The sequence below is a fragment of the Bacillus mycoides genome, from assembly GCF_001757995.1.
In the GTDB taxonomy this organism is placed as follows: domain Bacteria; phylum Bacillota; class Bacilli; order Bacillales; family Bacillaceae_G; genus Bacillus_A; species Bacillus_A mycoides_B.
The window spans coordinates 14,135-39,901 of record NZ_LXLV01000004.1 but is presented as its reverse complement, the minus strand read 5'-3'; the positions used below and the strand labels follow the sequence as shown (position 1 = coordinate 39,901).

General features: G+C 35.8%; 24 protein-coding genes and 3 riboswitches. Of the genes, 11 read left to right on the top strand and 13 right to left on the bottom strand.

Going from position 1 to position 25,767, the window contains the following annotated elements:
- Window positions 1-140: 140 nt before the first annotated feature.
- Window positions 141-992 (top strand): GRP family sugar transporter, encoded by an 852-nt coding sequence (locus BWGOE10_RS00975; RefSeq protein WP_070140575.1) that lies wholly within the window; start codon window positions 141-143, stop codon window positions 990-992.
- A gap of 67 nt (window positions 993-1,059) precedes the next feature.
- Here the strand turns inward: BWGOE10_RS00975 and pnuC are convergent, their stop codons facing one another.
- A complete protein-coding gene (pnuC, locus tag BWGOE10_RS00970) occupies window positions 1,060-1,710 on the bottom strand; it encodes a nicotinamide riboside transporter PnuC (RefSeq protein WP_070140574.1) in 651 nt (216 codons plus the stop codon).
- 197 nt (window positions 1,711-1,907) lie between these two features.
- Between pnuC and proC the strand changes: the two genes are divergently transcribed.
- From proC to BWGOE10_RS00950, 4 genes are all read left to right on the top strand, one after another.
- Complete coding sequence (gene proC / locus BWGOE10_RS00965) at window positions 1,908-2,711, top strand: pyrroline-5-carboxylate reductase (RefSeq protein ID WP_070140573.1); 804 nt, start codon at window positions 1,908-1,910, stop codon at window positions 2,709-2,711.
- A 1-nt stretch (window position 2,712) separates the two neighbouring features.
- Window positions 2,713-3,546 (top strand): aldo/keto reductase, encoded by an 834-nt coding sequence (locus tag BWGOE10_RS00960; protein WP_070140572.1) that lies wholly within the window; start codon window positions 2,713-2,715, stop codon window positions 3,544-3,546.
- Between the two features lie 153 nt (window positions 3,547-3,699).
- Window positions 3,700-3,804, top strand: a riboswitch (SAM riboswitch).
- Window positions 3,805-3,939: 135 nt separating this feature from the next.
- Window positions 3,940-5,580, top strand: coding sequence for a peptide ABC transporter substrate-binding protein (locus tag BWGOE10_RS00955; protein WP_070140571.1), 1,641 nt, complete (start codon window positions 3,940-3,942; stop codon window positions 5,578-5,580).
- Between the two features lie 534 nt (window positions 5,581-6,114).
- Window positions 6,115-7,755 carry a peptide ABC transporter substrate-binding protein gene (locus BWGOE10_RS00950; protein ID WP_070140570.1) on the top strand — a complete coding sequence of 547 codons (1,641 nt, stop codon included), beginning with the start codon at window positions 6,115-6,117 and terminating at the stop codon, window positions 7,753-7,755.
- Between the two features lie 47 nt (window positions 7,756-7,802).
- Here BWGOE10_RS00950 and BWGOE10_RS00945 read toward each other — a convergent pair whose 3' ends face one another.
- A complete protein-coding gene (locus tag BWGOE10_RS00945) occupies window positions 7,803-8,087 on the bottom strand; it encodes a hypothetical protein (RefSeq protein ID WP_070140613.1) in 285 nt (94 codons plus the stop codon).
- A gap of 142 nt (window positions 8,088-8,229) precedes the next feature.
- On the opposite strand from BWGOE10_RS00945, the gene BWGOE10_RS00940 reads away from it, so the two are divergent.
- A complete protein-coding gene (locus BWGOE10_RS00940) occupies window positions 8,230-8,697 on the top strand; it encodes a YusW family protein (RefSeq protein ID WP_070140569.1) in 468 nt (155 codons plus the stop codon).
- Between the two features lie 29 nt (window positions 8,698-8,726).
- Here the strand turns inward: BWGOE10_RS00940 and BWGOE10_RS00935 are convergent, their stop codons facing one another.
- The 6 genes from BWGOE10_RS00935 to BWGOE10_RS00910 all read right to left on the bottom strand — a co-directional run bounded on the left by BWGOE10_RS00935 (window position 8,727) and on the right by BWGOE10_RS00910 (window position 15,013).
- A complete protein-coding gene (locus BWGOE10_RS00935; RefSeq protein ID WP_070140568.1) occupies window positions 8,727-10,316 on the bottom strand; it encodes a peptide ABC transporter substrate-binding protein in 1,590 nt (529 codons plus the stop codon).
- Between the two features lie 13 nt (window positions 10,317-10,329).
- Complete coding sequence (locus BWGOE10_RS00930) at window positions 10,330-11,103, bottom strand: ABC transporter ATP-binding protein (protein WP_070140567.1); 774 nt, start codon at window positions 11,101-11,103, stop codon at window positions 10,330-10,332.
- Window positions 11,100-12,110 carry an ABC transporter ATP-binding protein gene (locus BWGOE10_RS00925; protein WP_070140566.1) on the bottom strand — a complete coding sequence of 337 codons (1,011 nt, stop codon included), beginning with the start codon at window positions 12,108-12,110 and terminating at the stop codon, window positions 11,100-11,102. The genes BWGOE10_RS00930 and BWGOE10_RS00925 overlap by 4 nt, the downstream gene beginning before the upstream one ends.
- Window positions 12,067-13,071 (bottom strand): ABC transporter permease, encoded by a 1,005-nt coding sequence (locus tag BWGOE10_RS00920; RefSeq protein WP_070140565.1) that lies wholly within the window; start codon window positions 13,069-13,071, stop codon window positions 12,067-12,069. The genes BWGOE10_RS00925 and BWGOE10_RS00920 overlap by 44 nt, the downstream gene beginning before the upstream one ends.
- A 17-nt stretch (window positions 13,072-13,088) precedes the next feature.
- Window positions 13,089-14,006, bottom strand: coding sequence for an ABC transporter permease (locus tag BWGOE10_RS00915; protein WP_070140564.1), 918 nt, complete (start codon window positions 14,004-14,006; stop codon window positions 13,089-13,091).
- A gap of 136 nt (window positions 14,007-14,142) precedes the next feature.
- Window positions 14,143-14,247: riboswitch (SAM riboswitch) on the bottom strand.
- Window positions 14,248-14,509: 262 nt separating this feature from the next.
- Window positions 14,510-15,013, bottom strand: a complete 504-nt coding sequence (locus BWGOE10_RS00910; RefSeq protein WP_070140563.1) for a hypothetical protein — start codon at window positions 15,011-15,013, stop codon at window positions 14,510-14,512.
- Window positions 15,014-15,289: 276 nt separating this feature from the next.
- On the opposite strand from BWGOE10_RS00910, the gene BWGOE10_RS00905 reads away from it, so the two are divergent.
- A complete protein-coding gene (locus BWGOE10_RS00905; RefSeq protein ID WP_070140562.1) occupies window positions 15,290-15,736 on the top strand; it encodes a hypothetical protein in 447 nt (148 codons plus the stop codon).
- 32 nt (window positions 15,737-15,768) lie between these two features.
- Here BWGOE10_RS00905 and BWGOE10_RS00900 read toward each other — a convergent pair whose 3' ends face one another.
- The 5 genes from BWGOE10_RS00900 to BWGOE10_RS00880 all read right to left on the bottom strand — a co-directional run bounded on the left by BWGOE10_RS00900 (window position 15,769) and on the right by BWGOE10_RS00880 (window position 21,793).
- Window positions 15,769-17,028, bottom strand: coding sequence for a multidrug effflux MFS transporter (locus BWGOE10_RS00900; protein ID WP_070140561.1), 1,260 nt, complete (start codon window positions 17,026-17,028; stop codon window positions 15,769-15,771).
- Window positions 17,029-17,146: 118 nt separating this feature from the next.
- Window positions 17,147-18,865, bottom strand: coding sequence for a DUF3981 domain-containing protein (locus BWGOE10_RS00895; RefSeq protein ID WP_070140560.1), 1,719 nt, complete (start codon window positions 18,863-18,865; stop codon window positions 17,147-17,149).
- A 78-nt stretch (window positions 18,866-18,943) separates the two neighbouring features.
- Window positions 18,944-19,477 carry an MFS transporter gene (locus BWGOE10_RS00890; RefSeq protein WP_070140559.1) on the bottom strand — a complete coding sequence of 178 codons (534 nt, stop codon included), beginning with the start codon at window positions 19,475-19,477 and terminating at the stop codon, window positions 18,944-18,946.
- Entirely contained in the window at window positions 19,474-20,910 is a 1,437-nt protein-coding gene (locus BWGOE10_RS00885) for an FAD-binding oxidoreductase (RefSeq protein ID WP_070140558.1), read from the bottom strand. The genes BWGOE10_RS00890 and BWGOE10_RS00885 overlap by 4 nt, the downstream gene beginning before the upstream one ends.
- Window positions 20,911-21,028: 118 nt before the next feature.
- Window positions 21,029-21,793 (bottom strand): hypothetical protein, encoded by a 765-nt coding sequence (locus BWGOE10_RS00880; protein WP_070140557.1) that lies wholly within the window; start codon window positions 21,791-21,793, stop codon window positions 21,029-21,031.
- 156 nt (window positions 21,794-21,949) lie between these two features.
- Here BWGOE10_RS00880 and BWGOE10_RS00875 point away from each other — a divergent pair, with 156 nt between their 5' ends.
- The 4 genes from BWGOE10_RS00875 (at window position 21,950) to BWGOE10_RS00860 (ending at window position 25,646) form a co-directional block, all read left to right on the top strand.
- Window positions 21,950-22,858 (top strand): NAD(P)-dependent alcohol dehydrogenase, encoded by a 909-nt coding sequence (locus tag BWGOE10_RS00875; RefSeq protein ID WP_070140556.1) that lies wholly within the window; start codon window positions 21,950-21,952, stop codon window positions 22,856-22,858.
- Window positions 22,859-22,938: 80 nt separating this feature from the next.
- Window positions 22,939-23,052: riboswitch (SAM riboswitch) on the top strand.
- Window positions 23,053-23,137: 85 nt separating this feature from the next.
- Window positions 23,138-23,950: a MetQ/NlpA family ABC transporter substrate-binding protein gene (locus BWGOE10_RS00870; protein WP_070140555.1), complete on the top strand. Its 813-nt coding sequence runs from the start codon at window positions 23,138-23,140 to the stop codon at window positions 23,948-23,950.
- Window positions 23,951-23,962: 12 nt separating this feature from the next.
- Window positions 23,963-25,003 (top strand): methionine ABC transporter ATP-binding protein, encoded by a 1,041-nt coding sequence (locus BWGOE10_RS00865; RefSeq protein WP_070140554.1) that lies wholly within the window; start codon window positions 23,963-23,965, stop codon window positions 25,001-25,003.
- Window positions 24,978-25,646, top strand: coding sequence for a methionine ABC transporter permease (locus BWGOE10_RS00860; protein WP_070140553.1), 669 nt, complete (start codon window positions 24,978-24,980; stop codon window positions 25,644-25,646). Before BWGOE10_RS00865 ends, BWGOE10_RS00860 begins: the two co-directional genes overlap by 26 nt.
- Window positions 25,647-25,767 lie beyond the last annotated feature (121 nt).

Here is a 25,767-nt window from a genome sequence, read left to right as displayed (position 1 = left end):
AGAAATGAAAACGCATTTATATCGTAAGTTCTTCATCCTGTTTTAGCGATCGGTAATCTTCTACTCTATTAGTGGGGAATTACCGATCGTTAGAACGATATGTAATTATATTGGTATAGAAAACCGAAGGGAGTCTTGTAATGGACATTTTATTAGCGCTTCTTCCTGCAATCGCATGGGGAAACATCTTATTAGTAAGCGTAAAAATGGGCGGTGGTGCATATAGCCAAACGGTAGGTATGACAATCGGCGCTCTATTCTTCGCAACAATTATGTATGTATTTACTCAACCAACTTTAACAATGACAGTCTTGATTGTTGGCTTTATTTCAGGTTTATTCTGGGCTTTAGGACAAGTAAACCAATTAAAAACAGTTGAAAAACTAGGTGTTTCAACTACTGTAACTATTTCTACTGGTATGCAGCTTGTTGCAACTTCTATCTTTGGAGTTATCGCTTTTCGTGAGTGGACTACTACTACAACGATTGTTCTGGGAACGATTGCAATCCTATTAATCGTAGTTGGTGTAGTATTCACATCATTAGATGATAAAGAAAATGCACAGCCACCAGGACAATTGAAAAAGGGACTTCTTACTTTAATTGTTTCTACTTTCGGCTATCTTGTATATGTAATTATTATTCGTTGGTATAACATTGATGGTTGGTCTGCTATTTTACCACAGGCAGTTGGTATGTTCGTTGGTGCGGTTGTACTGACATCTAAACATAAACCATTTAACAAATATGCAATTCGTAATGCTTTATCTGGTTTACTATGGGGAACAGGAAACTTATTCTTACTTCTTTCACTACCACGTGTCGGAGTAGCAACAAGCTTCCCATTATCTCAAACTGGAATCGTTATCTCAACATTCGGTGCGATTGTCTTCTTAGGTGAAAAGAAAACAAAACGTCAATTGATCTTTATTGCACTAGGTAGTGTTTTAATTATCGGCGGTGCTGTATTGCTTGGTATGACGAAAGCATAAGCTTATATTCTATTAACAAACCCCTGAGGCATATATGCTTCAGGGGTTTTTCGATTATAATTGTTTTCTAAATATAATTTTTTACACATTCTCGCTCTTTATAGTTTTTCTTCCACTCTAGCAAACCATCTACGCATAGAAACAGATTAATAATAGCTAATATTAGCATGACGTATAAGCCAGTTGAAATATAAATCACAATGCTAACTATGTTATACAAAATCCATAAATGCCAATTTTCTAGGATTTTTCGACTTAGCATAAATTGAGCTACTAGTCCTAATACAGCGTTTAAAGCATCTAAATATGGACTTGTTGATTCTAAATAACGGACTTGATAATATCCCCAACCAATCCAAGCTACTAAAATAAAAAGTATATAAATAGTCCACCCTTTCAAATCTAAGCGCACTGTCGGTTTTACCTCTTCCTCTCCACTACGCGCAATCCAGTAATACCAACCATATACATTAAATATGAATTGAAAGACTGCTAATACTGCCATTGCGTATAAGCCTTGTGTGATGAAAATATACAGAAATACCGCAACTGTAATCATCCCAAATAAAAAGTTGGATACCTTTTCCCTTGCTAGTAACCAAACATTAATAATACCTATAACCGATGCAAAAATTTCAATATAACTTGATTGAATATAAAACCCTATCAATATGCAAATAATACTAGAAATGAGTAAAAAAAGTGGACTTCTGACCATATTTATCTCTCCCCAGATGTGTAATAAACTCCCTATCAACAGTATAAGGAATAGCCCTCTCTTTTACCATAAATTCCCTTACTTGAAAATCCCCTCATTATCCATTCCACTTACTATAAGTCTTTTCTTTTTACAAAATTCTCTTGGAAATGGTATCGTTTTTTATAACATATTCTCATCAGAAAGGAATAAAGGATATGCCTAATAAACATCGAATTCTATTTATTGGTGCCGGACGTATGGCAGAAGCTATATTCGCTGGACTACTTACAACGAGTAAAGAATACATCGAAGAAATTATTGTTTCCAATCGAAGCAACGTAGAAAAGCTAGAACAATTACAAGGGCGATACAATGTATCCATTACAACGGATTGGAAGCAACATATTAAATCTGTAGATACAATTGTTTTAGCAATGCCGCCTGTTGCACATGAACAGCTATTAGCGGATCTATCCCCTCTTCTAACTGATCAATTTGTCGTGACAGTTGCTGCCGGAATCGGACCATCTTATCTAGAAGAAAGACTTCCCCAAGGGACGCCTGTTGCTTGGATTATGCCAAATACAGCTGCTGGAATTGGAAAGTCTATCTCCTTATATACGACGGGACATTCCGTAAATGAAAGACATCATGAAACGTTACAACTTCTTTTAAAGGGTATCGGTACCTCGCAGTTTTGTACCGAAGAGGAAGTTCACCAACTTACCGCAGTTACTGGTAGTGCACCTGCTTTTCTCTATCACTTTGCTGAAGGTTTAATTGAAGCAACGAAAAGCTATGGAATTGATGAGGAAACAGCAAAACACCTTGTCATCCAAATGATTGCTGGCTCTGCCGCTATGCTCCAGCAAAATCAGGATCCAGCTATGCTCCGCGAACAAGTAACAACACCAGGAGGTTCAACGGCTGAAGGTTTAAAAGTTCTATATGAAAATAATTTTTCGGAAGTCATTCAACAAGCAATTGAAGCAACCAATAAAAAAGCTAGGGGGAATTAATATGACTTTAACAAGTTTAAACGACTACACAACATTACATAACGGCGTGAAAATGCCTTGGTTCGGTTTAGGTGTTTTTAAAGTAGAAGATGGTTCAGAAGTAATTGATTCTGTAAAAGCAGCTATTAAAAATGGGTACCGTAGCATCGATACAGCTGCAATCTATAAAAATGAAGAAGGCGTCGGTCAAGCAATCCGCGAATCTACTATTCCCCGTGAAGAGTTATTCATCACTTCAAAAGTATGGAATAGCGATCAAGGTTACGAATCAACACTTCAAGCATTTGAAACTACATTAGAAAAATTAGGTCTAGAATATTTAGATTTATACCTAGTACATTGGCCTGTCAAAGGAAAGTATACTGAATCATGGAAAGCACTAGAGAAGCTTTATAAAGATGGCCGTGTTCGTGCTATCGGTGTGAGTAATTTCCATATTCACCATTTACAAGACGTATTTGAAATCGCTGAAATTAAGCCAATGGTTAACCAAGTGGAATACCATCCACGCTTAGCACAAGAAGAATTACACACTTTCTGTAAAGAACATAACATCCAGCTTGAAGCTTGGTCACCATTAATGCAAGGGCAACTACTGGATAATCCAACATTACAAGAAATCGCTACAAAATATAATAAATCGACTGCACAAATTATTTTACGCTGGGATTTACAAAACGAAGTTGTAACAATCCCTAAATCTATTAAAGAACATCGCATTATTGAAAATGCAAATATCTTTGATTTTGAATTAAGTGCTGATGACATGAAAGCAATTCAAGCTTTAAATGAAAATCATCGCGTCGGTCCAGATCCAGATAACTTTAACTTCTAGTAGAAAAACCACTGCCATATGCAGTGGTTTTTCTTGTTCAATAAAACTGAAAATTTAAACTATATTTCATTCGATTGACACTTCATTATCTAAGGTGTAAGATTTTGAATTATCAAAGAAACACAAAAATTAATAAAATTTATTCGTTTACTCATTGTATCAAGAGAGGTGGAGGGACTGGCCCTTTGAAACCTCGGCAGCAGGTTCATTTTGAATACTGTGCCACTTCCTGCAAGCTTTATGCTTGAAAGATAGAATGAGGGACTTCGTTTATATACGGGTGCATAACTTGTACGTAAAATTCCCTCTTTCTCAATCCGAAAAGAGGGAATTTTTATTTTTCATTTCCCTCATCATCATCCAAACTTATTAATTATTTAGGAGGAAAATCAAATGAAAAAGAAGTTTGTACCCGGTATCGCATCAGTTGTAGGAGTAAGTATTTTATTAACTGGTTGCGGTAGTTATAAAAACGAAGCGAGCGGAGCAAATGCAAAAGACGAGGCACCTAGTAAACAGGTTTTAAACTTATCTTCACCTACTGAAATACGAACAATGGATACAGCTCGTGCTACAGATACTGATTCTGGTCAAGTAATGAGAAACGTATTTGAAGGTTTGTATAACCTTGGTGAAGGTAATAAACCTGTCCCTGGCGTTGCAAAATCTCATGAAGTAAGTGGCGATAAAACGAAATACACATTCCATTTACGAGATTCAAAATGGTCAAACGGTACTCCTGTTACAGCAAAAGATTTCGTCTTCGCTTGGCAAAGAGCTGTTGACCCAGCAACAGCCTCTGAATATGCATTTTTATTCTTTGATATTAAAAATGCCACAAAAATTAACAATAAAGAAATTCCAGCCGATCAACTTGGTGTAAAAGCAGTTGATGACCATACGTTTGAAGTAGAATTAGAGCGTCCTGTTCCGTACTTTATTAGCTTAACAGCGTTCCCAACATTTCTACCAATTAACGAAGAATTCTTTAAAGCACAAGGCGATAAGTACGCTTTAGAAGATAATACAATTTTGTACAACGGGGCTTTTACACTAAGCGATTGGAAGCACGAACAAAGCTTTAAATTCAAGAAAAACCCTACCTATTGGGATAAAGATAATGTCAAACTGGAAGAAATTAATTTTAACGTTGTAAAAGAAAAATCAACAGAAGTAAATTTATTCGAATCTAAACAATTAGACCGTATAAAACTAACATCTGACTTCGTTGATAAATATAAAAAAGATGCTAACTTTAAAGAACACCCGAACGTAGGCGTACAATTTTTACGTATGAACCAACAAAACAAAGTACTTCAAAACGTTTCTGCACGCCAAGCAATTGATCAAACAATCGATAGAAAATCCTTTGTAAATACGCTATTAAATGATGGATCTACACCAACTTACGGTCTCATACCAAAAAACTTTGCAAAGGGATCTGATGGAAAAGACTTCCGTGCTGTAAACGGCGATTTAACAAAAGTTGATACAAAGGCTGCACAAGAATTATGGAAAAAAGCAAAAAAAGAACTTGGTTCTGAAAAGATAACATTAGAATTATTAACAAGTGACGGTGACCTTGAGAAGAAAACTGGTGAATTCTTAAAAGGACAATTAGAAAAGAATTTAGAGGGATTAACAGTAAATATAAAACCTCAACCGCGTAAGCAACAAGTTTCACTCTTATTAAAAGGTGACTACGAAATTGGAATTGACGGTTGGAGTCCTGACTTTGCTGATCCAATTACATTCCTTGAATTGTTTACAACGAATAATCCTTACAACTTAGATCATTACTCGAATAAAGAGTTCGATGAAACAATAGAAAAAGTGAAAACTACTTTGGCTGGTGATGAAAAAGCCCGCTTTGATGCATTACTAGCATCAGAGAAAATATTATTTAAAGACTCTGTTATCGCTCCTCTTTACCAAAAAGGCGAATCTTATTTAGAGCGATCTTATGTGAAAGGCATTGTGCAAGTAGACTTTGCAGGTCAATTAAACTTCAAGTGGGCGAAAATTGAAAAATAAAGTGAAACTTTAATCAGTAGGGGGGCTTCATCCCCCACTGATTATCAGCCCTCACCAATCGGGCTTTTACGGGCAGTTGATCCCCCACCTAACTTCTTTGCTTTCACTGCATTTTGAGGTGGGGATCTTACTGCCCGTTAATGCGGGATAAAATACAACTTTAATCATCGTGTTTCCACCAACTCCCATTGTTTTTTTGGCAAAATATATTAAAAGTAGATTCCTTAATATGAGTGAATCTACTTTTTTAATATATTATTCCAAGAAATTAACACTCTATTTTTATTATTTACATATAGTTCTTTCTGGTGTTAATATTCTAAATAATCAAAGAAACAAAATATTTAACCATCAAAATATAATGTCTACTACGCTGAAACATATAACGACAGATTATAGTTCAGCATGTATATACATATAGAACACCTGACTACCTACATGCACATATCCATAATAGGTTTTCTCTTCTATAGCTACACTTCAAGACATGGACATTATGACGTTACGAACAACACATTTAGGGAGGAAAGAAAAATGAAGAAAAAGGTTGTACCTGTTGTTGCATCTGTTTTAGGGGCAAGTCTACTACTAACTGCTTGCCGGGGAAATAAAGATAATGCAAGTGGAGCGAAAGCAAACGATAAAATACCTGATAAACAGGCAATTAACTTATCATTTGCTTCAGAAATTCCAACAATGGATGTTGCAAAAGCAACGGACGGGGAATCCATGAATGTAATGCGAAATGTTTTTGAAGGTTTATATGCAATGGGAGAAGATAATAAACCGATTCCTGGTGTTGCTGAGTCGGTTGACGTTAGTCCCGATAAAACAAAATATACATTCCACCTGCGTGATTCAAAATGGTCAAACGGTACTCCTGTTACAGCAAAGGACTTCGTCTTCGCTTGGCAACGTGCCGTAAATCCTGATACAGCAGCTGAATATGCATTCTTATTCTTCGACATACAGAATGCGAAACAAATAAATCAAAAACAATTACCGGTTGATCAACTAGGCGTCAAAGCTCTTGATGACAAAACTTTAGAAGTACAACTAGACCGTCCTGTTCCCTACTTCTTAAGCTTAACGACATTCTCAACATTCTTACCAATTAATGAAGATTACTTAAAATCTCAAGGTGATAAATACGGTTTAGAAACAAATCATTTAATTTACAACGGCGCTTTCACATTAGATAACTGGAAACATGAACAAAGTTTCCAATTGAAGAAGAACCCTAAATATTGGGATGCTAAAACTGTAAAACTAGAAGAAATCAACTTCAATGTCGTTAAAGATAAGTCTACAGAAGTTAACTTATATGATTCAGGACAAATTGATCGTGTTGCTTTAACTGCGGAGTTTGTTGATAAGTATAAGAACGATCCAAACTTCAAGGAACGCGCTGAAGTCGGTATCCAATTCTTACGACTAAATCAGAAAAATGCAGTATTAAAAAATCAACATGCACGCCTTGCTATTAACGGAGCAATGAATAAAAAAGCGTACGTAGAAACAATTTTAAATAACGGTGCAATCCCAGCAGAAGGAATGGTTCCTGCGAAATTCGCAAAAAGTCCAGACGGTAATGACTTCCGTAAAGAGAATGGAAATCTAATAAAAGATGATGTGAAATCTGCAAAAGAAAACTGGAAAAAAGCGAAACAAGAACTTGGTACTGACAAAGTAACAATTGAACTATTAACAAGTGATAATGCTTTAGCTAAGAAAACTGGTGAATATTTAAAAGGTGAATTAGAACAGAATCTAGATGGATTAACAGTGAATTTAAAACCGCAACCACGTAAACAACAGTTAAAACTACTATTAAGTGGTGATTACGAAATCGGAATCGATGGCTGGGGTCCTGACTTCGCGGATCCTATTACATTCTTAGATTTATTTACTACAGATAGTGCTTATAACTTCGATAAATACTCTAACAAAGAGTACGACGAGCTTATTCGTAAAGTAAAAACTGATTTAGCTGGTGATGAAAAAGCACGCTGGGAAGCAATGAAGCAAGCTGAAAAAATCTTATTACAAGATGGCGCTGTCGCTCCTTTATACCAACAAGGTCGCTCTTACTTACAACGCGGATTTATTAAAGGTCTTGTAACAACTGACTTCGGCGGTGAATTTAACTACAAATGGACAGAAGTTGCAAAATAACAAAACCTAGTAAAAAAGGTATCCACACGAAGGATACCTTTTTTATTTTATACTTCTTTAACTACAGAACTTCTTCCCTTTACCATTCCTTTTATAACTAGAGTAATTCCCGCTACTAATTGTGTAACTAGTATAATAAGTAATAATGAAATAATATTTTTCTCTAAACCAACTCCGCCAAATATTATTGTGTAATAACCATCCGTTGCATATGTTGCGGGAAATAATTCACCGATTGTTTGATATGTTTTAGAAAGCATCACTGTATTTCCAAATACAGTGATGCTTATTTGTGTTAATGATAAGAAAGCGCAAAGATATTTTTTAAACATCCCCATATACATACAAATTACTTTCAATTTAATTAATAAGCATGTGTCCCCCTTAAGGAAATAATTTATTAGGTTTATACATAATTACATGAAATTGGGAAAAACTTGTATAGAACAAAGTTACCTTAAGGAGGAATTTATGATGAGAATTTTACTATCAGCTTTATTAGCTCTTATGCTAGTACCTGCATTAACAGGATGTAAAGCTCCTGCAAAAGAAGATGCAACTTCTAATAAAAAGACAACTGAAGAAGCAAAAAATGAGGCTCCTGCAGATTTAAAACTAAACTTTAATGAATTTGATTTAAAAGCAGACTATCAAGATACGAAGAAAGACTACGAAGCTGATTATAAAAATGTAGCAGCGGATAAGAAAATGGAAGCAAAAATTGAAGACCATAAAACAGATGTAAAGTTCACAGGCGACGAGGCTATTACAAAATTAAGCCCTCTTCTACAAGAATTAAAATTTGATAAAAACACACCAGATCAAGAAGTAATTGATCAAGTAGTAAATGTATTCAAACTTGATAAAGACTATCAAAAATTCGATTTAGAAGTTGTATTCTCTGATGGAACGAAAAAAGAATATAAAAGAGAAATAAAATAAAGAAGTAGGCGATTGCCTACTTCTTTATTTTATTTTTTAGCATATCGTAAGCTTGGTTGAGATCCTACGTAGTATTCTAATCCAGATACAGATGATTTTTGTAAATAAGAATCTGTTGGGAATACAAGTGGGATTAAAGGATATTCTGTAAACATAATATCTTCTGCTTGATGTAATAGGTCAAAGCGTTTATTTTCATCTTGTTCTAATTTTGCTTGATTAATTAAATTATCAAAGTCTTTATTAAACCATTTTACATAGTTATTTGGTCCATCCCCTGCATAAATTTCTAATTGAGCAGCTGGATCTAATGTAGATCCTCCCCATCCCATATATGCGATTTGGAAGTCACTTTGTTTATACATATCAATATAACTTTTCCACTCTTTACCTTCTATTTTTACATCTACACCAAGATTTTTCTTAAACATTTCTTGAAGTGTTTCAGCTATTTTCTTCTTATCTGAATATTTCACTGTCACTTCTGGAAGAGTAGTCCATCCTTCTTCTTTCATTCCTTCTTCTAATAACGTCTTAGCTACTGCAGGATCATATTTAAAATAGTCACCTTTCTCTTTACGGAAGTCGCGACCACTTTCGGTTTTTGCTCCTTCTGGTACAAAGCCATATGCTTCTTTGGCATTATTCTTTAATATTTTCTCTACAATAAACTTGCGATCTACAGCTATTGCAAAAGCTTTACGAATTTTCGCATTTGTAAATGGTGGCTTTTCTGAATTAAATGAGTAAATATGAGTTGAGTAGTCTTGCATTTTTTTAAACTCTTTATTATTCTGTTCCTTTTCAACTAAATCTGTTGGTATGTGAGATAGTAAATCTAATTCTCCAGATTTATATAATTGATACGCTGTTTTACCTTCAGGGATAATACGGAATTCAATTTCTTTTGATGCTACTTTTTTATCATGAAACTCTTTATTTTTTTCTAAAATAATCGCTTGATTATGCTTCCATTCTTTCAATGTAAAAGGACCATTTGTAATTAATTCTTTTGGATCTACTTTTAGTTTACCTTTTTCATCAATAGATTTTTTATTAAGTGGAATATATAACGACTGAGATAATGTTCGTTTAATAGACGTCACCGGATGTTCAAATTGTAGCTTTAGAGTTACATCATCTACCGCTTGAATTCCTACTGCATCTTCTGCACCTTTCCCTGTATTAAATGCTTCTCCACCTTTAATGAAATATAGTTCTGTTGCATTCATAGAACCGGTTTTAGGATTTAATATTCTCTTCCAAGCAAATTCAAAATCTTTTGCTGTTAACAGGGAACCATCAGACCATTTTAATCCTTTTTTCAAATAGAATGTATACTCTTTTCCATCTGCCCCAGCTTCCTCTTTCTCTACTAAATCCTTTTCAAATTTCCCATCACTTGTCTGTCTATACAAAGTTGCAAATAAGTGCTCAATTACATAATTAGAGTTATTATCTGTTGAAATTGCTGAATCTAGCGTATAAGGATCACTACCAAGATTCGTTACAAAACGGTCTCCTTTACTAGCACTTGCTTTTGAAGTATCTTTCTTACCGCAAGCGACAGAAGTAATTGCTAATACGGCCATAATGACAAATAATAAAAACTTCTTCATCTTACATTCCCCTTTAACCTGAAATTTTTGGTGTTGATGCTAATAATGTTTTTGTATAAGAATGTTGTGGATTACGGAACACTTCGTCCGTATTTCCAAATTCAACAAGTTCTCCTTTATATAAGACGGCCACTTTTTCACATAAATAGTGAACCATCGGTAAATCATGCGCGATAAATAAATATGTATAGTCTTGTTCCTTTTGAATCTTTTGCAGCAAGTGCACAATTTGGATTTGAAGTGAAACATCTAATGCTGAAATTGGTTCATCAAGGATTAATACTTCTGGCTCACATAATAACGCCCTTGCAATAGCGATACGTTGACGTTGTCCTCCGCTAAATTCGTGTGGATAACGATCAATATATCGTCTATCTAATCCAACACGCTCTAATGCATCACCTGCCACTTTATCTTTCAAACTTTTATCGCCTAAACCGAATGAAATATATCCTTCCGTTACGATATCGCGCACCTTCCAGCGCGGATTTAATGCAGCTGTTGAATCTTGAAAAATGAACTGTACTTTCTGCAAGAAATCCCGCTTATAAGCTGACTTCAACTTGTGAACAACTTGACCGTTATAATCAATTTCACCAGACGTTGGGCTCTCGATCCCAGCTATGAGCTTACCAAGTGTTGTCTTTCCTGAACCACTTTCTCCAATAATGCCAAGCGTTGTTCCTTTCGGGATAGAAAGTGATATATCTTTTAACGCTACGATTTCTTTATTTTTACTTCCATACGTTTTCGTTACTTGCTTTACAGTAATTAAGTCTGTCGTCATGAGGCATTCACCTTCTCTTTTGATTTCACTTCGTTATGCTCTAGAACATGTTGCCAACAATGTGAACTGTGTTCCCCAGAATATGATGTTCTATCAGGGAAACGATGAATGCATTCTTTTATTGCTACTGGGCACCTATTTACAAATGGGCACCCAAAGCTATTTAACGTTTCAATTGATGGCGTTGTTCCCTCAATGGCCCTAAGTACCTTTTCGGAATCATCCATATTCGGAATAGCTTGCAATAAACTTTTCGTATACGGGTGCTTAGGTGAACCTATCACTTCTTGTATCGTTCCTTTTTCAACAACACGTCCTCCGTACATAACTACTACCCGGTCAGCTACTTCACGTACAAGCGCCAAATCGTGTGTAATTAATAAAATACTCGTGTTTTGTTTTTCCTTTCTCGCTTTGAGCAACTCCATAATTTGCTTTTGAATCGTTACATCTAATGCAGTTGTAGGCTCATCTGCAATAACGAGCTTTGGATGACAAGCAAATGCAATCGCTAAACAAATACGTTGCCTCATACCTCCGCTTAATTGATGTGGGTACTGTTCAAAACGTTTCTCTGCTTCATGTATCCCTAAATCTGTTAATAAATTAATCGCAATTTCTTTTGCTTCTCTTTTCGACTTTTTCTCATGTTGCAAAATTACTTCTGTAATTTGCCTTCCTACTTTCATCGTCGGATTTAAAGCGGACAAGGGGTCTTGGAAGATAAACGAAATGTCTCTCCCTCGAATTTGATTCCATTCTGATTCTTGTAAATTCGTTAATCCTTGAGATTGGAAAGAGATACTTCCATCATCGATTTGAATCGACTCTTGATTTAGTCCGACAATGGATTGTGCTGTAACACTTTTTCCTGAACCACTTTCTCCTACAAGTGCAACGATTTCAGCTTCGTTAATAGAAAAGGAAACATGCTTCACAATCGCTTGCTTACTATTCTCTTTTTCAACGGCCAACGTTACGTTTTCTAAAGATAAGAGCTGTCCCATGTTTTTTCTCCTTTCGATTCCGTTTTACGATTTTTGGATCAATTGCATCTTGCAAACCATCACCAATTGCATTAAATGCGAACATGATGAGCGCAATCATCAGCGATGGAAAGAAGAGTTGCCACCATTCCCCGCTTAATAATGTCCCGAGCGCATCATTTGTCATCGTCCCCCAGCTCGCTGCTGGTGATTGAACCCCGAGTCCGATAAAGCTTAAAAATGATTCTGAGAAAATAGCTGCTGGAATTGTAAATGATAAATTGACAATAATAATGCCTGTTAAGTTCGGAATGATATGTCCGTATATAATCTTCATATGCGATGTACCTAATCGCTCTGCTGCAATAACAAATTCTCTTTGCTTTAAAGATAAGACTTGCGCCCTAACGAGACGTGCCATACCAATCCAACCTGTTAATGCAAGAGCAATAATAATTGTAAAAAGTCCTGGTTTCATAATGATTAGTAGTAAAATAACAATTAATAAATATGGAATACCGTATAATACTTCAATCCCTCGTACAATCCACTCATCAATTAACGTTCCAAGGCGATTACGCCCTCTCACATATCCACTAAATCCTCCGATCAGTACACCAAGTCCTATATCAAGAACGGCCGCTACTAATCCAACTACTAATGAAATTTTCCCACCAGCCCAAGTACGTGCCCAAATATCCCGACCTAAATCATCCGTTCCAAACCAATGCTCACTACTAGGAGGTAAATTTGTCGCCTCTTTTACTTGTTCACTCGCGGTAAAAGGAGTTAAACTTTCACCGATAAGAGAAAAAATAATAATGAGTAATAATGTCACCGTTCCTAGAACTGCGATTGGATTTGATACAAACTTACGAAACACTTCTTTTTTTCGGCTAATCGTTTGCTGTTCTTTATTTATCGTTAATTCTTTTTTCTCTTCATTCGTTAATAGCTGTTTATTGATTTCATAAGCTCCCATTTAAATATCCCCCCTCCTTATGTAATAGAACGAATACGCGGATCAACAATACGGTGAATAATATCTGTAATCAAAATACAAGAAATTAATAAGGCACTATAGAAAATTGTTGTTCCCATAATGACCGGATAATCCCGGTTAAAAATACTATCTACAAAATATTTTCCGAGACCAGGAATTGCAAAAATCTTTTCAATAATGAACGTCCCTGTTAAAAGCCCAGCCATTAACGGCCCAACAAATGTAAGCACTGGAACAATTGCATTTCGAAGGGCATGCCTTATAATAATCTTCTTAATTGGTATACCTTTCGCTCTTGCTAATTTAATATAATCACTCTGCAAAACTTCAATCATATTAGAGCGTACAAACCTTGTAATAACCGCGATTGGCCCTAATGCTAATGCAAAGGATGGCAATACCGTATGTTCGAATGTACCCCAAGACGCTACTGGTAAAAGTTCAAATTGTATAGCAAATACTTGTATAAATAGTGGCGCTAAAATAAAACTTGGAATAGATATGCCGAGAATCGCAAGTAAACTCACACCATAATCAATTACTCTCCCGTGATAGAGAGCTGCAAATGTACCTGCAGCAATCCCGACTAACAATGAAATAACAAGTGCTTGTAGACCAATAACTGCTGATGGACCAAATCCTGTCGTTATAATTTCTGATACGCCTTGCCCCGTCGATTGAACGGATTCACCAAAATCAAAATGAACTACACCGTCTAAATAAGCAACATATTGATTCCATAACGGTTCATCAAGGTGATACTTCGCTCTCATATTCTGCACAACTTCCGCCGGAAAGATCTTTGCATCCGATGAAAATGGATCCCCCGGAATAATGTGCATAATCAAAAATGTTACTGTTGTAATAATCCATAGTGTAAACACCATAACTGATAGTTTTTTAACAACATACACTTCAATAACCTCCTAAACACATAAATTTACTTTGTTTTGTTAACGTATCTTTCCCATTACTCCCTTTCCTCTTCTTAAAACACAAAAAGCCTTGATCTTAAAAAATAAGATCAAGGCTTAATAAAACTATGCCCATCACTTATCTTGCAAGACTTGCTTGCTGGAATTAGCACGGTGTTCTATTACAGAACCCGCTGCTGAGGTGTCATAGGGCCAGTCCCTCTACCTCTCTGGATAAGTAAATTGCTATATTATTATTTGGTTCAAATTGTATATTTTGAATTATAATTCTGAAAAAATGAAAAGTCAATCAAATTGGATATATTTAGAAAAATCAGTTTTCAATGGCGTTAGTTGTCGAAATTACAGTCTTTCACTTTATACCCGCTTCGATAATATTACCGGACAAACTATTTCCGAATTTCACGAAGAGCAAAAAGTATTAGTATGCGAAGATGAAGACTGAGATGGTAAGAAGAAAAAATAACCTTGCATGCGCAAGGTTATTTTTCCGTTTCTGTTTGAAAACGTTTATAGTATGTCGATGCTGTTGAAAAATTAATTTCTATATCACGAATCAACGATGAATCTTCTTCTTTAGCTAACTTCTGCAATTTTTTCATCGCTTGTTCTGATTCATTTAAGAAACCAACATATAATTCATGTTCTTGTTCTTTCGACTTCGGTACATGAATTTCTTTACGCATATGATCTATATCTTCTAACATGCCCGTTGTTACATTTTGCACGTCTTCCTTATATTTAGCATTAGTTATTTCCTTACCGCCCTTTTCTTTTGCCACTTCAAATAACTGTAACGCTTTATTAATTTCCTTGTTCATCTTCGCATCATACTTTTCATGTACCTCGCGATACACCTTCATCTCTTCTGTTTGTTCAGTAGATTGCTCTACCTTTTCTTTTGGTTCTTTCACTTCTTTATTTCCATTACATCCCGCTAGAAGGAGCATACCCCCAAGCATTGCAATACCGAAAACCTTCTTCATCTCTTATTCTCCTTTTATCTACATCTACTACGAATTACAGTTTTTCTTATCTCCACTTGTTTTATTATACCGAGAACATCCTAAATTTTGCACTTAAGATGATTCCTTAATATGTATACCAACATTTTTGTCACAGTATCGTCACTTTATTCAAGTAACTTTTGCACTCCTTTACTATGCCACCTTACAAAACTGTAAGCACACGTAGAGAACAAACCATGCTAGACTTACATATGCATAACGCAAGCGTAGTTAAGTTTTTAAGGAGAATCATCTATGTACAATACAATACCTTTTATGGGAGAAGATATTCGTGTCCTTATTCGCGAAAAATCACTCCATATTGAAAATACAGAGAGCCTTCGCCGTGTATTAAAAAAGAAGCATGCTCCATTTCAGTTAGCCCAATATTTAAAACAACAACATACAAATCAATTTCATACTGTGCTAAATATTTCTGATAAATCATTAACAATCGAAATTATCGGTCATGTTTATATCGGAAACTTTGCAGATGCTTTAAAAGAAATTCCACGTATACCGAAGATTGCTCCTATTATCGTTGAGAGGGCATATAGAATTACAGATCATACTGATATTATTGACTGCGGAGAGAAAGAGGTCGATAGTAACCGCTGGGTATGGGATAAACTTGCTTTCTTATACGATGCGATCATGAATAATATGTATGAGTTATTTCAAAGAAATGAAAAAAAGAGCTGATTCAAAGAAATGTTTGAATCAGCTCTTTTTTATTAAGCCTCTAAATTTTGTTTTTGTTGCAGTTCAAACTGCTTCTCACTTCTTCTGGCCATAAATAGATAACATAATACAGCACCAATTTCACAAAGAGCTATCACAACCCCCATCGGTAATGCTGTGTTGCTTCCACCAATACCTACTAACGGTGCAACAAGTGCTCCTGAAATGAACTGTAATAAGCCTAATAAAGCTGATGCTGTTCCTGCAGCTTGTTTCTGATTTCTCATCGCTAATGAGAACCCAGTTGTTGATACAACCCCAACACTTGATACAACAAGGAATAACGAACATAAAACACCAATTAAACCTATTCCTAGTACGATTGTTAGTAGTAAAGATAAACCACCAACAGCTGCAATAATAATACCGGAAACGAATAAAGTTTTCTCATTCACCTTCCCCGCTAAACGGCCCGTAACTTGACTAGCAATAATAATACCGATACCGTTAATCGCAAAGAATAAACTAAATTGCTGTGGTGATGCTCCGTATATGTTCTGCAACACAAATGGTGAGCCCGAAATGTATGCAAACATTGCCGCCGTTACTAGCCCTTGTGACAATGCATATCCCATAAACAAACGATCCTTTAACAGTTTTCCGTACGTCGCCAATGTCCCTGACAAACCACCTGTTTCTCTTTCCTCAGGAGGTAATGTTTCACGTAATACGAAAGTAGCTGATATTAACATGAATACACTAATTGCTCCAAGAACGATAAAAACGCCGCGCCATGATGTGAACTGTAATAATTGTCCCCCGATAATCGGTGCCAAAATAGGTGCTGCTCCGTTTACTAACATAAGTAATGAGAAAAACTTCGTCATTTCAGAACCTGAATACATATCACGTACCATTGCACGTGATATAACAATACCAGCAGATCCTGAAGCACCTTGTAAGAAACGTAAAAGCACTAAACTCCAAATAGATGGTGCAACAGCGCAAAGTAAAGAAGAAGCAACATAAATAATAAGAGCGATAATAAGAGGTTTGCGCCTTCCGTAAATGTCACTAATTGAACCAACAAATAACTGTCCTACTGAAAGCCCAAGCAGACAAGCAGTTAATGTAAGCTGCGCAAGGGATGCACCCGTTTGTAAATCATCCGTTAACTTTGGTAAAGAAGGCAAATACATATCAATAGATAATGGCCCAATTGCCGTAAGTGTCCCTAATACAAGAATCATCCATAACCTGTTTGTCTTTACAGGTTTATATACTTCGTGATTAACTCCATTCACTTTTTCCATTCACCCTTTCATATAACTTCTCAATCGTAACAATTATAGTTACAACATAAACATACGTCAAGTATACCGTATTTTCCTGTTTAATAATGTAAAAAAAAGCGATAGAATCTCTATCGCTTTACTTTTTTAAATTGCTATTTGTAAATTTAGATACAGATGCCATCATTTCTCCTGTGTCTAAATATGTGATTTGAATTGGATCTCCTACTTCTGTAAACATTGCATACGGGAATTTCTTCGCCGGTACCATGAATACTTTTTGCTCGTTTTCTAATAGTACGTACACAATCGTATTTTCACCTGATTTTTCTTTATACACACGTTGTACAGTACCTTCTTTTTGCGCTTCTTTCCCATTTGAAGTCGGTCTAAATGAATCACCACTTCCGCTCAGCGCATTTTTATAATTCTCAAGCGCTTCTTTTTGCGTTGAACCTGTTGCAAACACTTTTGCATTAGAAGCATATATGACAGTATGAGCACGTACTAATCCCCCGTCATCAATAACCGGTACAATCCAAGAAGGTTTACCATATACGTTATAAATAACCGGCATTGTTCCATGCCATTTCTCTCTCTTAAAGGAATTATCCACTACTTCCGTAGCAGCCGAACCGTCCATAATTCCCTTCACTTCTTTTCCGTTGTAGTAATACAACTTTCCTGTACGTGCATCAACTAATGAGTAGCCGAGGGCAGAATCTACGCCTTCTTTCGGAGAGGTGAAATCTGTAAAGTAATACAGTTTACCATCCTTTCCGAAGATTGGCGTAACGCCTTCCTTCGTCCCCCACTCAGTCGGAATCTTCATGTCAGTTTGTGAGAATTTCGTATTCCAAAATCCGTGAATATATTTTCCGAAGTACGTATTTAACGTAGATGCTGTTTCATGATTTAATACACCATCAATGAATTTAGGTGCATTCCCTTTATCATATCGTTTCACATCACCTGTTTGTGCATCAACAACGACAACGCCTTCTACTTCAAACCCTGATCTTCCTGAAATAAACTCACCGTATGTCATTGTATAATACGGTTTTCCTTTATCATCAACTTCAAATTTTGGTTTCCCTTTAAAAACTAAATCTGGCTCTGCTTTTCGAACGACACGTTCTAATTTATTACCGAAAAACATGCTTGGTACATACTTCATTTTATATCCAAGATGTAATTTCGCTTCCGCATCAGGATTTGTACCTGACATTGTTACGTAACCTGGAATTGTTTCCGCTTTACGTGCTTTAAAAAATCCCGAAACTTCTATTGGTGCTACATACAAGGCTTCACCATTTACCATTTGTGGCGTTAATTCCCCTAGCTCAAAATAAGCTACTTTCGGAATATCACCAAATACCTTTTTCATTTTATTTTCCGCTGTTTTAGGCGGAACTGTAAACGGTTGATCATTTTCAGTAAATGGCTCTGAAATATCTTTCTCTACCTTCACGACCGAATCATATTTCTTTTGCGAGATTACTATATCGTGCAAATAACCAAAATAGCCGTAACTTGCGAGTAAAACAAACATTAGAAGTCCTTTTAACGTACCTTCTAATTTCCCTACCTGCTCTTGTGAAAATAAAACAAGCCCAATTAAAATCGCTACTGCAACAGAATAATGAGTAAGAATAGAATCTGCTCGATCATCAATTAGCCAAAAATATTCATAGATTGCAATACCTATCCAAAATAAAACAGGAATAACTAAAATAGATGATTTCTTACCCTTTACAACTTTCTCATTTCCTCCTTTATCCACCGCGCGAATTTTATTACCGCTTCTAGTCCATGGAATCAAAAACAAAGTGAGAATAGCTAAAACTATAAATTTCATCAAAGGCAATGTCCCCTTTTCTTTTGTTTTCCCCTTTAGTATAACAAACAAAGGGTATTCAGGTAAAAATAGGAATGATTATATTTTTTTACTACTTAATACAACTCCACTTACTACATATAAGATAGATGCAATATAAAAAATCGTACCAATCGTAAAGAAATCTACTAAATATCCCGTTACAATAATCGCTACTGCGCCTCCAATTGATGTCCACACATGATATTTTCCAATCTCATAACCAGCTCTTTCCTGCGCAACCTTTCGCGCTAACGACGTCTTCTCGGTATTACGCTGCACGGCCCCTAAAACTCCCATTAAAATTTGAAGAATATATACATGCCAAACCTCTGTTGCAATAGGAAAACAAAGCATTAATATAGCCATAGACCAAGCGTATACAATTAATAGCTTTCTATCTCCCACTCTGTCAGAAATTCTCCCAACTAACGGATATACTAGAGCTGAAGTTAAAGCAAATAAGCCGTATGCCCAACCGAACTGCGAGAAACTATTTCCAACATTCCGGAGCAATAGTATATAAAAAGGAAATACCATACTACCCGCCATCATAATAATGCTTTGTGAGGCCACAAATCTTCTATATGTCATTTGCTATACTCCTTATAAAATAAATTCACAAACCTTTCCTCTGGATCTACTTCCTTCTTCTTCTGAAGGAATTCTTCTATACGAGGATATGCTTTCTTTAGTTGCTCCTTTTCCGGATAAGAATAATACGGTAAATAATAACTTCCATTATGCTTTAAAGTAACATCTATCATCTTCTGAATAACCACTTTTGTTTTCTTTATTTCATCTTCAGAACGCCCTTGATTAATTAGAAGCACAAGCGCAAACATATCATCTTTCGCATAAGATAGCACCGCATTCTCATTCTTTTCTACATAGCGGATTGTAATGTTAAGAAGGTTTAATTCCTCTTCATTTAAAACACTTCGTAAATCATCCATATACTCTGCAAAATCATCTATCGGTACAAAGTACTCTTGTAAAACTTCGGTCAAGTTTGGATTATCGTATTCCATAAAAGCACTATCAGATCTCATTACATTATTTCGAGTTTCATACTTACCATCTGTACGTTCAAAATAACTTCTTTGTATATCCCAAAATGCATTCTTTCCCCAATCACTATAACGCGATAATCCAAGTAAAAACTTCGGTGCGGCTATAATATTTTCTTCCTTTAATTCACTGTATTCTCCCAGCTTCTGTTGATCTTCCGCCAATACATAATCCGTCACATACATTTCTTTTAAGAACGAATTTGGTGCTACAGAAATACGTGCTAAATGCATACGTATATTCTCAGCCTTCTTCACCTTCTCCTTAAAATACGAAGAATATTCCTTATAATCTAGTACCCTCGTATGCGTTTCATATAATTCATCATTAGTTAACTTTAGCGTCACATCTAAAATTACACCAAACAATCCGTATCCCCCAATTACATACGGAAACAGGTCAGCATTTTCTTCTCTACTTACATTACGCATAGTACCATCTGCCATTAACAATCTGAACGACTCTACTGTATCAATTAATGCTTCATGACGAATATCACGCCCATGTACATTTACACTTAATGAACCACCAACAGTAAAAATATTTTGAGATTGCATCACTTGAACTGCAAGACCATATGGATTGATTTTCTTTTGAATGTCATTCCATGTGACACCGCTTTGTACCCTAATCCTCTTTTTCTCCGGATCAAACTCTAATACTTCATTATATCCTTTCATATCAAGCATCGTGCCGTTCGGATAATACGTCTGCCCACCTTGGCTATGTTGCATACCTGCAATAGAAATCTTCTCTCCAGAAACATTTGCATCTTGCACTAACTTTTTTAATGAACTTTCATCCTCAGCATTTTCAACACGTTTAATTTTCGTTGGAAGCAACTTTCCTACATCACTCATAACAGGATGATCTAGTTGCTCTTTGTATGTATATATAGAAGTCGCGAGCAACACTGTATATGCTACAATGACAACTGCTATCTTTCTTTTTTTCAAATGGCACTCTCCTTTCCTAAAGTTTTCCCTCTTCATATTGTACCTATTTTCCTAAGAAGAAAGTATTAACAAAAAAAGAGAGAGCCCCTTATTTTAGGTCCCTCCCTCATCAAGACTGTTACTTTGCTGCTGGCAGCTGTATTGGCTCAAACTTTTCGTACGATGTATATTTTGCATTCGTAATAATGTGTGCCTTATCCTCACCATTACTACTCATAACCATATCTATCTTCGCTGATTCATATTTAAAATCCTTTGTAATGATATATTCTGCATCCACTTCTTCTATCTTTGCGTTTTGTGCTTGTAGCATTTTCTTCTGCGTTTCATCCATGCTAGCTAGCATACTCTCTGTCTCTTGCCCTTTTAATACAAACTTCAGCTTATATTTATCTCCGCTTTTCTCCATCTTCATTTTATCTAAAACTACTGCTGGCACTTCTAAATTATCTATAATATCTTGAGTGGCTTTCATCCCGCCAGCATTTAATTGCTCCTCCGGTACAGATATAATTTCTCCTGTATTAGGATTTTTCACCTGACCAGCAACTTTACCATCCACAGCATACACTACAACATCTGTACCAGAAACATTCATTTCAGAACGAGAATTCTTTTTCTTTGGCTCTAATTGCATTTTAGCCTTTAGTACATCCATCTCTGTTCCTTCAGCTTTTATCCCTACATCATATGTCATCGTTACATGTTCTTCATTTTTAAAAGCTTCATTCGCTTTCTTGAAAACATCCTTCGCTACTAATTCCTTTTCTTTTTGCACCGATTCTTTTTTCGGTTCATCTGTCTTTGTTGTTTTCTCATTACTACACCCTGCCCCTAAAATAACTGCAAGGACTAAACTAGAAGTTAAAATAAGTTTTTTCATAATTCCCCCTCCTTTCCAAAAGGATATCATCTATTTTCCTTTGAAATCTATATATTTTTTAATATTTCTATTGAACTTTATTCCTCTCCTAACAACATTTTTAAAGGAATACCTAAATATGATGTAAATAAAAACAATTAAATTCAGGAGGTCATTATGAAAGCAATTATTTACACAAAGTATGGACCACCTAATGTTCTCAAACTTCAAGATGTAGAGAAACCTATTCCTAAAAAGAATGAAGTATTAGTTAAGATTCACGCAACAAGTGTAACCACTGGAGATTGTAGAATGCGAAGCTTTACTAGTCCCCTATTATTTTGGATTCCTATGCGAATTATATTAGGTTTCAAAACACCAAGAAGACCTATACTCGGTGTAGAGTTATCTGGTGAAATTGAGGAAATAGGAACGGATGTAACTCAATTTGAAAAAGGAGATCAAGTCTTTGCATTAACAGAGCTGAACGTTGGTGGTTATGCCGAATACACATGTGTGCATGAAAGCGGATTGATAGCATTAAAGCCCCTCAATTTAACATATGAAGAAGCTGCTGTTATTCCTTTTGGTGGAACTTCAGCATTACACTTCCTCAGAACAGGACATATACGAAAAGAGCAACAAGTCCTTATATATGGTGCTTCCGGATCAGTAGGTACCGCTGCTGTGCAACTTGCTAACTATTTCGGTGCGACTGTTACAGCTGTTTGTAGTAATTCAAATTTTGAGTTAGTACAATCTTTAGGAGCTAATCACGTAATTGATTATACGAAAGAAGATTTTACAAAGCGAGATGAACGCTACGATATTATATTCGATGCAGTTGGAAAAATTAAAAAATCCCATTGCAAGAAAGCATTAACCGCTAACGGTAAATACGTGTCGGTCAATGGAACGATGGCAAAAGTAAGCAAAGAAGATATGCTTCTACTAAAAATGCTAACGGAAGAAGAAAAATTAAAGCCAGTTATTGATAAAACTTACCCGTTAGAAGAAATTTCAGAGGCTCATACGTACGTAGAGACCGGACATAAAAAAGGTAATGTTTCCATTACCTTAAAATAAAATATATTCAGAAAATAACATTGACAATTCTTTTTATAAGATTTACTATTAGTACCATATTTAAAAACTACATACACATACTCTTATCAAGAGTGGCGGAGGGACTGGCCCGATGATGCCCGGCAACCGAGCTTATAACGTATAAGCTAAGGTGCTAATTCCTGCAGAACGATTTTCGTTTTGGAAGATAAGAGAGGAACCTATTTCGTCTATTCGGCACCTCTCTTATTTTTGAGAGGTGCTTTTTATTTTGGAACGTATATTAAGGGGGAATTATAGATGAAAAAGGTATTATTAAGTATTATAAGCGGAGCTGTATTATTGTTAGGTGCATGTGGTGCTAATTCTGATAAAGAGGTAAAAGCATTAGATGAGAAAAAGATTACTGTCGGTGTAACAGGCGGACCACATGAACAAATTTTTGAAAAGGTGAAAGAAGTTGCAGCAAAAGATGGCCTCCAAATCGATGTAAAAGTATTTAATGATTATGTAGCGCCAAACGTATCTTTAGATGAAAAAAGCCTTGATGTAAATAGCTATCAAACTAAATCTTATTTAGATGTATTTAAAGCCGAACGCAACATGAAATTAACTGAAGTATTTTCCACAGTAACATTCCCTATGGGTGTATATTCTAAAAGCTTAAAAGATGTAAAAGAATTAAAAGAGGGCGACGCAATCGCCGTACCAAATGACCCAACAAATGAGCTTCGTGCTTTAAAACTATTTGAAAAAGCAGGGGTTTTAAAAGTTGATCCAAAAGCTACAGAAAAAGCGACTGCAAAAGATGTAATAGAAAACCCGAAAAATTTAAAGATTGTTGAATTAGAGGCATCTCAATTACCAACACAACTAAGTGAAGTGAAAGCAGCTGCAATCAATACAAACTTTGCATTAGGTGCAAAATTAAGTCCAGCGAAAGATTCTATTTTCCGTGAGGGAAAAGATTCACCATATGTGAACTGGGTCGTTGTTCGTACTGAAAATAAAGATGATGCTGTTGTAAACAAATTAAAGAAAGCTTATCAATCTAAAGAAGTAAAAGAGTTTATCGAGAAAAAATTTGATGGTTCTGTTTTACCGTCTTGGTAGGAGCTGACTATAATGATTGAATTAAAAAACGTCTCCAAAGTATTCTCAACAAAAAAAGGGAATGTTGAGGCCCTTAAACCAACTTCCCTTAAAGTAAAAAAGGGCGAAGTATTTGGAATCATCGGATATAGCGGCGCTGGTAAAAGTACATTAATTCGTTGTGTAAATTTATTAGAAAAACCAACGACAGGAAATATCATTATAAACGAACAAGATTTAACAACCTTATCGACAAAAGAACTCGCAAAAGCGAGACAAAAAATCGGCATGATTTTTCAAGGATTCAATTTACTTAAAACCGTTACCGTTTATGAAAACATCGCACTACCCTTACGTCTATCTGGTCTTCCCAAAAATGAAATTGAAAAAAGGGTAGAAAAGTATTTACGCATTGTTGATCTCTTTAATAAAAAAGATGCCTATCCAAGTGAATTATCTGGTGGCCAAAAACAACGTGTAGCGATCGCTCGCGCACTATCTCATGAGCCTGAAGTTTTATTAAGTGATGAAGCAACGAGCGCATTAGATCCAGAAACGACCGATTCTATTCTTGATTTATTATTAAAGATCAACGAAGAAATCGGAATTACGATTTTGCTAATTACACACGAAATGAATGTCATCCAGCGTATTTGTGACCAAGTTGCCGTTATGGAACATGGGGCGGTAGTCGAAAGTGGAACCGTAAAAGATATTTTCACAAACCCACAACATGTAACAACGAAGAAATTTGTAAATAGCGCATTTGCAGCTAAAATTCCAGAAGAGGTACAGAAAGAGCTACAAAGTACTGGAGAAATCGTAACACTTTCATTTATAGGAACCGCTTCAGGAGAACCCGCGTTAGCTGTCGCTACAAAACGTTTTCAGGTATATCCCAATATTTTATCAGGCAATATTACGCAGTTAAAACATGAGGCATATGGGAAACTGATCGTTCATATGCAAGGTGAAAAAAATGAAGTACACCGTGCCTTATCATTTTTACAAGAACAAGGGATCATCGTAGAAGGAGGTAGAACAGATTATGGGAAACAAGTCCTTTTTGGATGAGTGGGGTAACGTAATATGGGAAGCAACAATTCAAACATTTCAAATGACATCTATTTCATTACTTATCTCTATTCTAATTGCGTTACCACTCGGTGTAACACTCGTTTTAACAAGACCTGGTGGCCAACTAGAGAATAAAATCATATATCCGATTCTTAATACAATTATTAATGTCATTCGCTCTCTTCCATTTATCATTCTCTTATTCTTTATTTTACCTTTCACAAAATTTTTAATGGGGACATCTATTGGCGTGCAAGGTGTCATCGTACCACTTGTCGTATTCACAGCTCCCTATATTGCTCGTTTAATGGAAACGGCTTTACTAGAAGTGGACCGTGGTGTTATTGAAGCGTATCAAGCAATGGGAGTCTCTACTTTAAAAATCATTTGGCACGTTATGGTTAAAGAAGCTCGCCCGTCTCTCGTACTTGGATTAACAATCGCAACGATCGGCTTAATCGGTGCAACAGCAATGGCTGGACTTGTAGGTGCTGGAGGCCTTGGTGATCTCGCATATCGATTCGGACATTTACGCTACGAACCTGAAGTAATGTATGCAACAGTCTTTATTTTAATCATTCTCGTTCAAGGATTACAGTCATTAGGGAATGGTATAGCACGAAGATTGAAGAAAGATTAAAAAGAAGGTATCTCACTGAAATGAGATACCTTCTTTTTATCCCGCATTAACGGGCAGTAAGACCCCACCTCAAAATTCAGCGGAAGCAAAGAAGTTAGGTGGAGGATCAACTGCCCGTAAA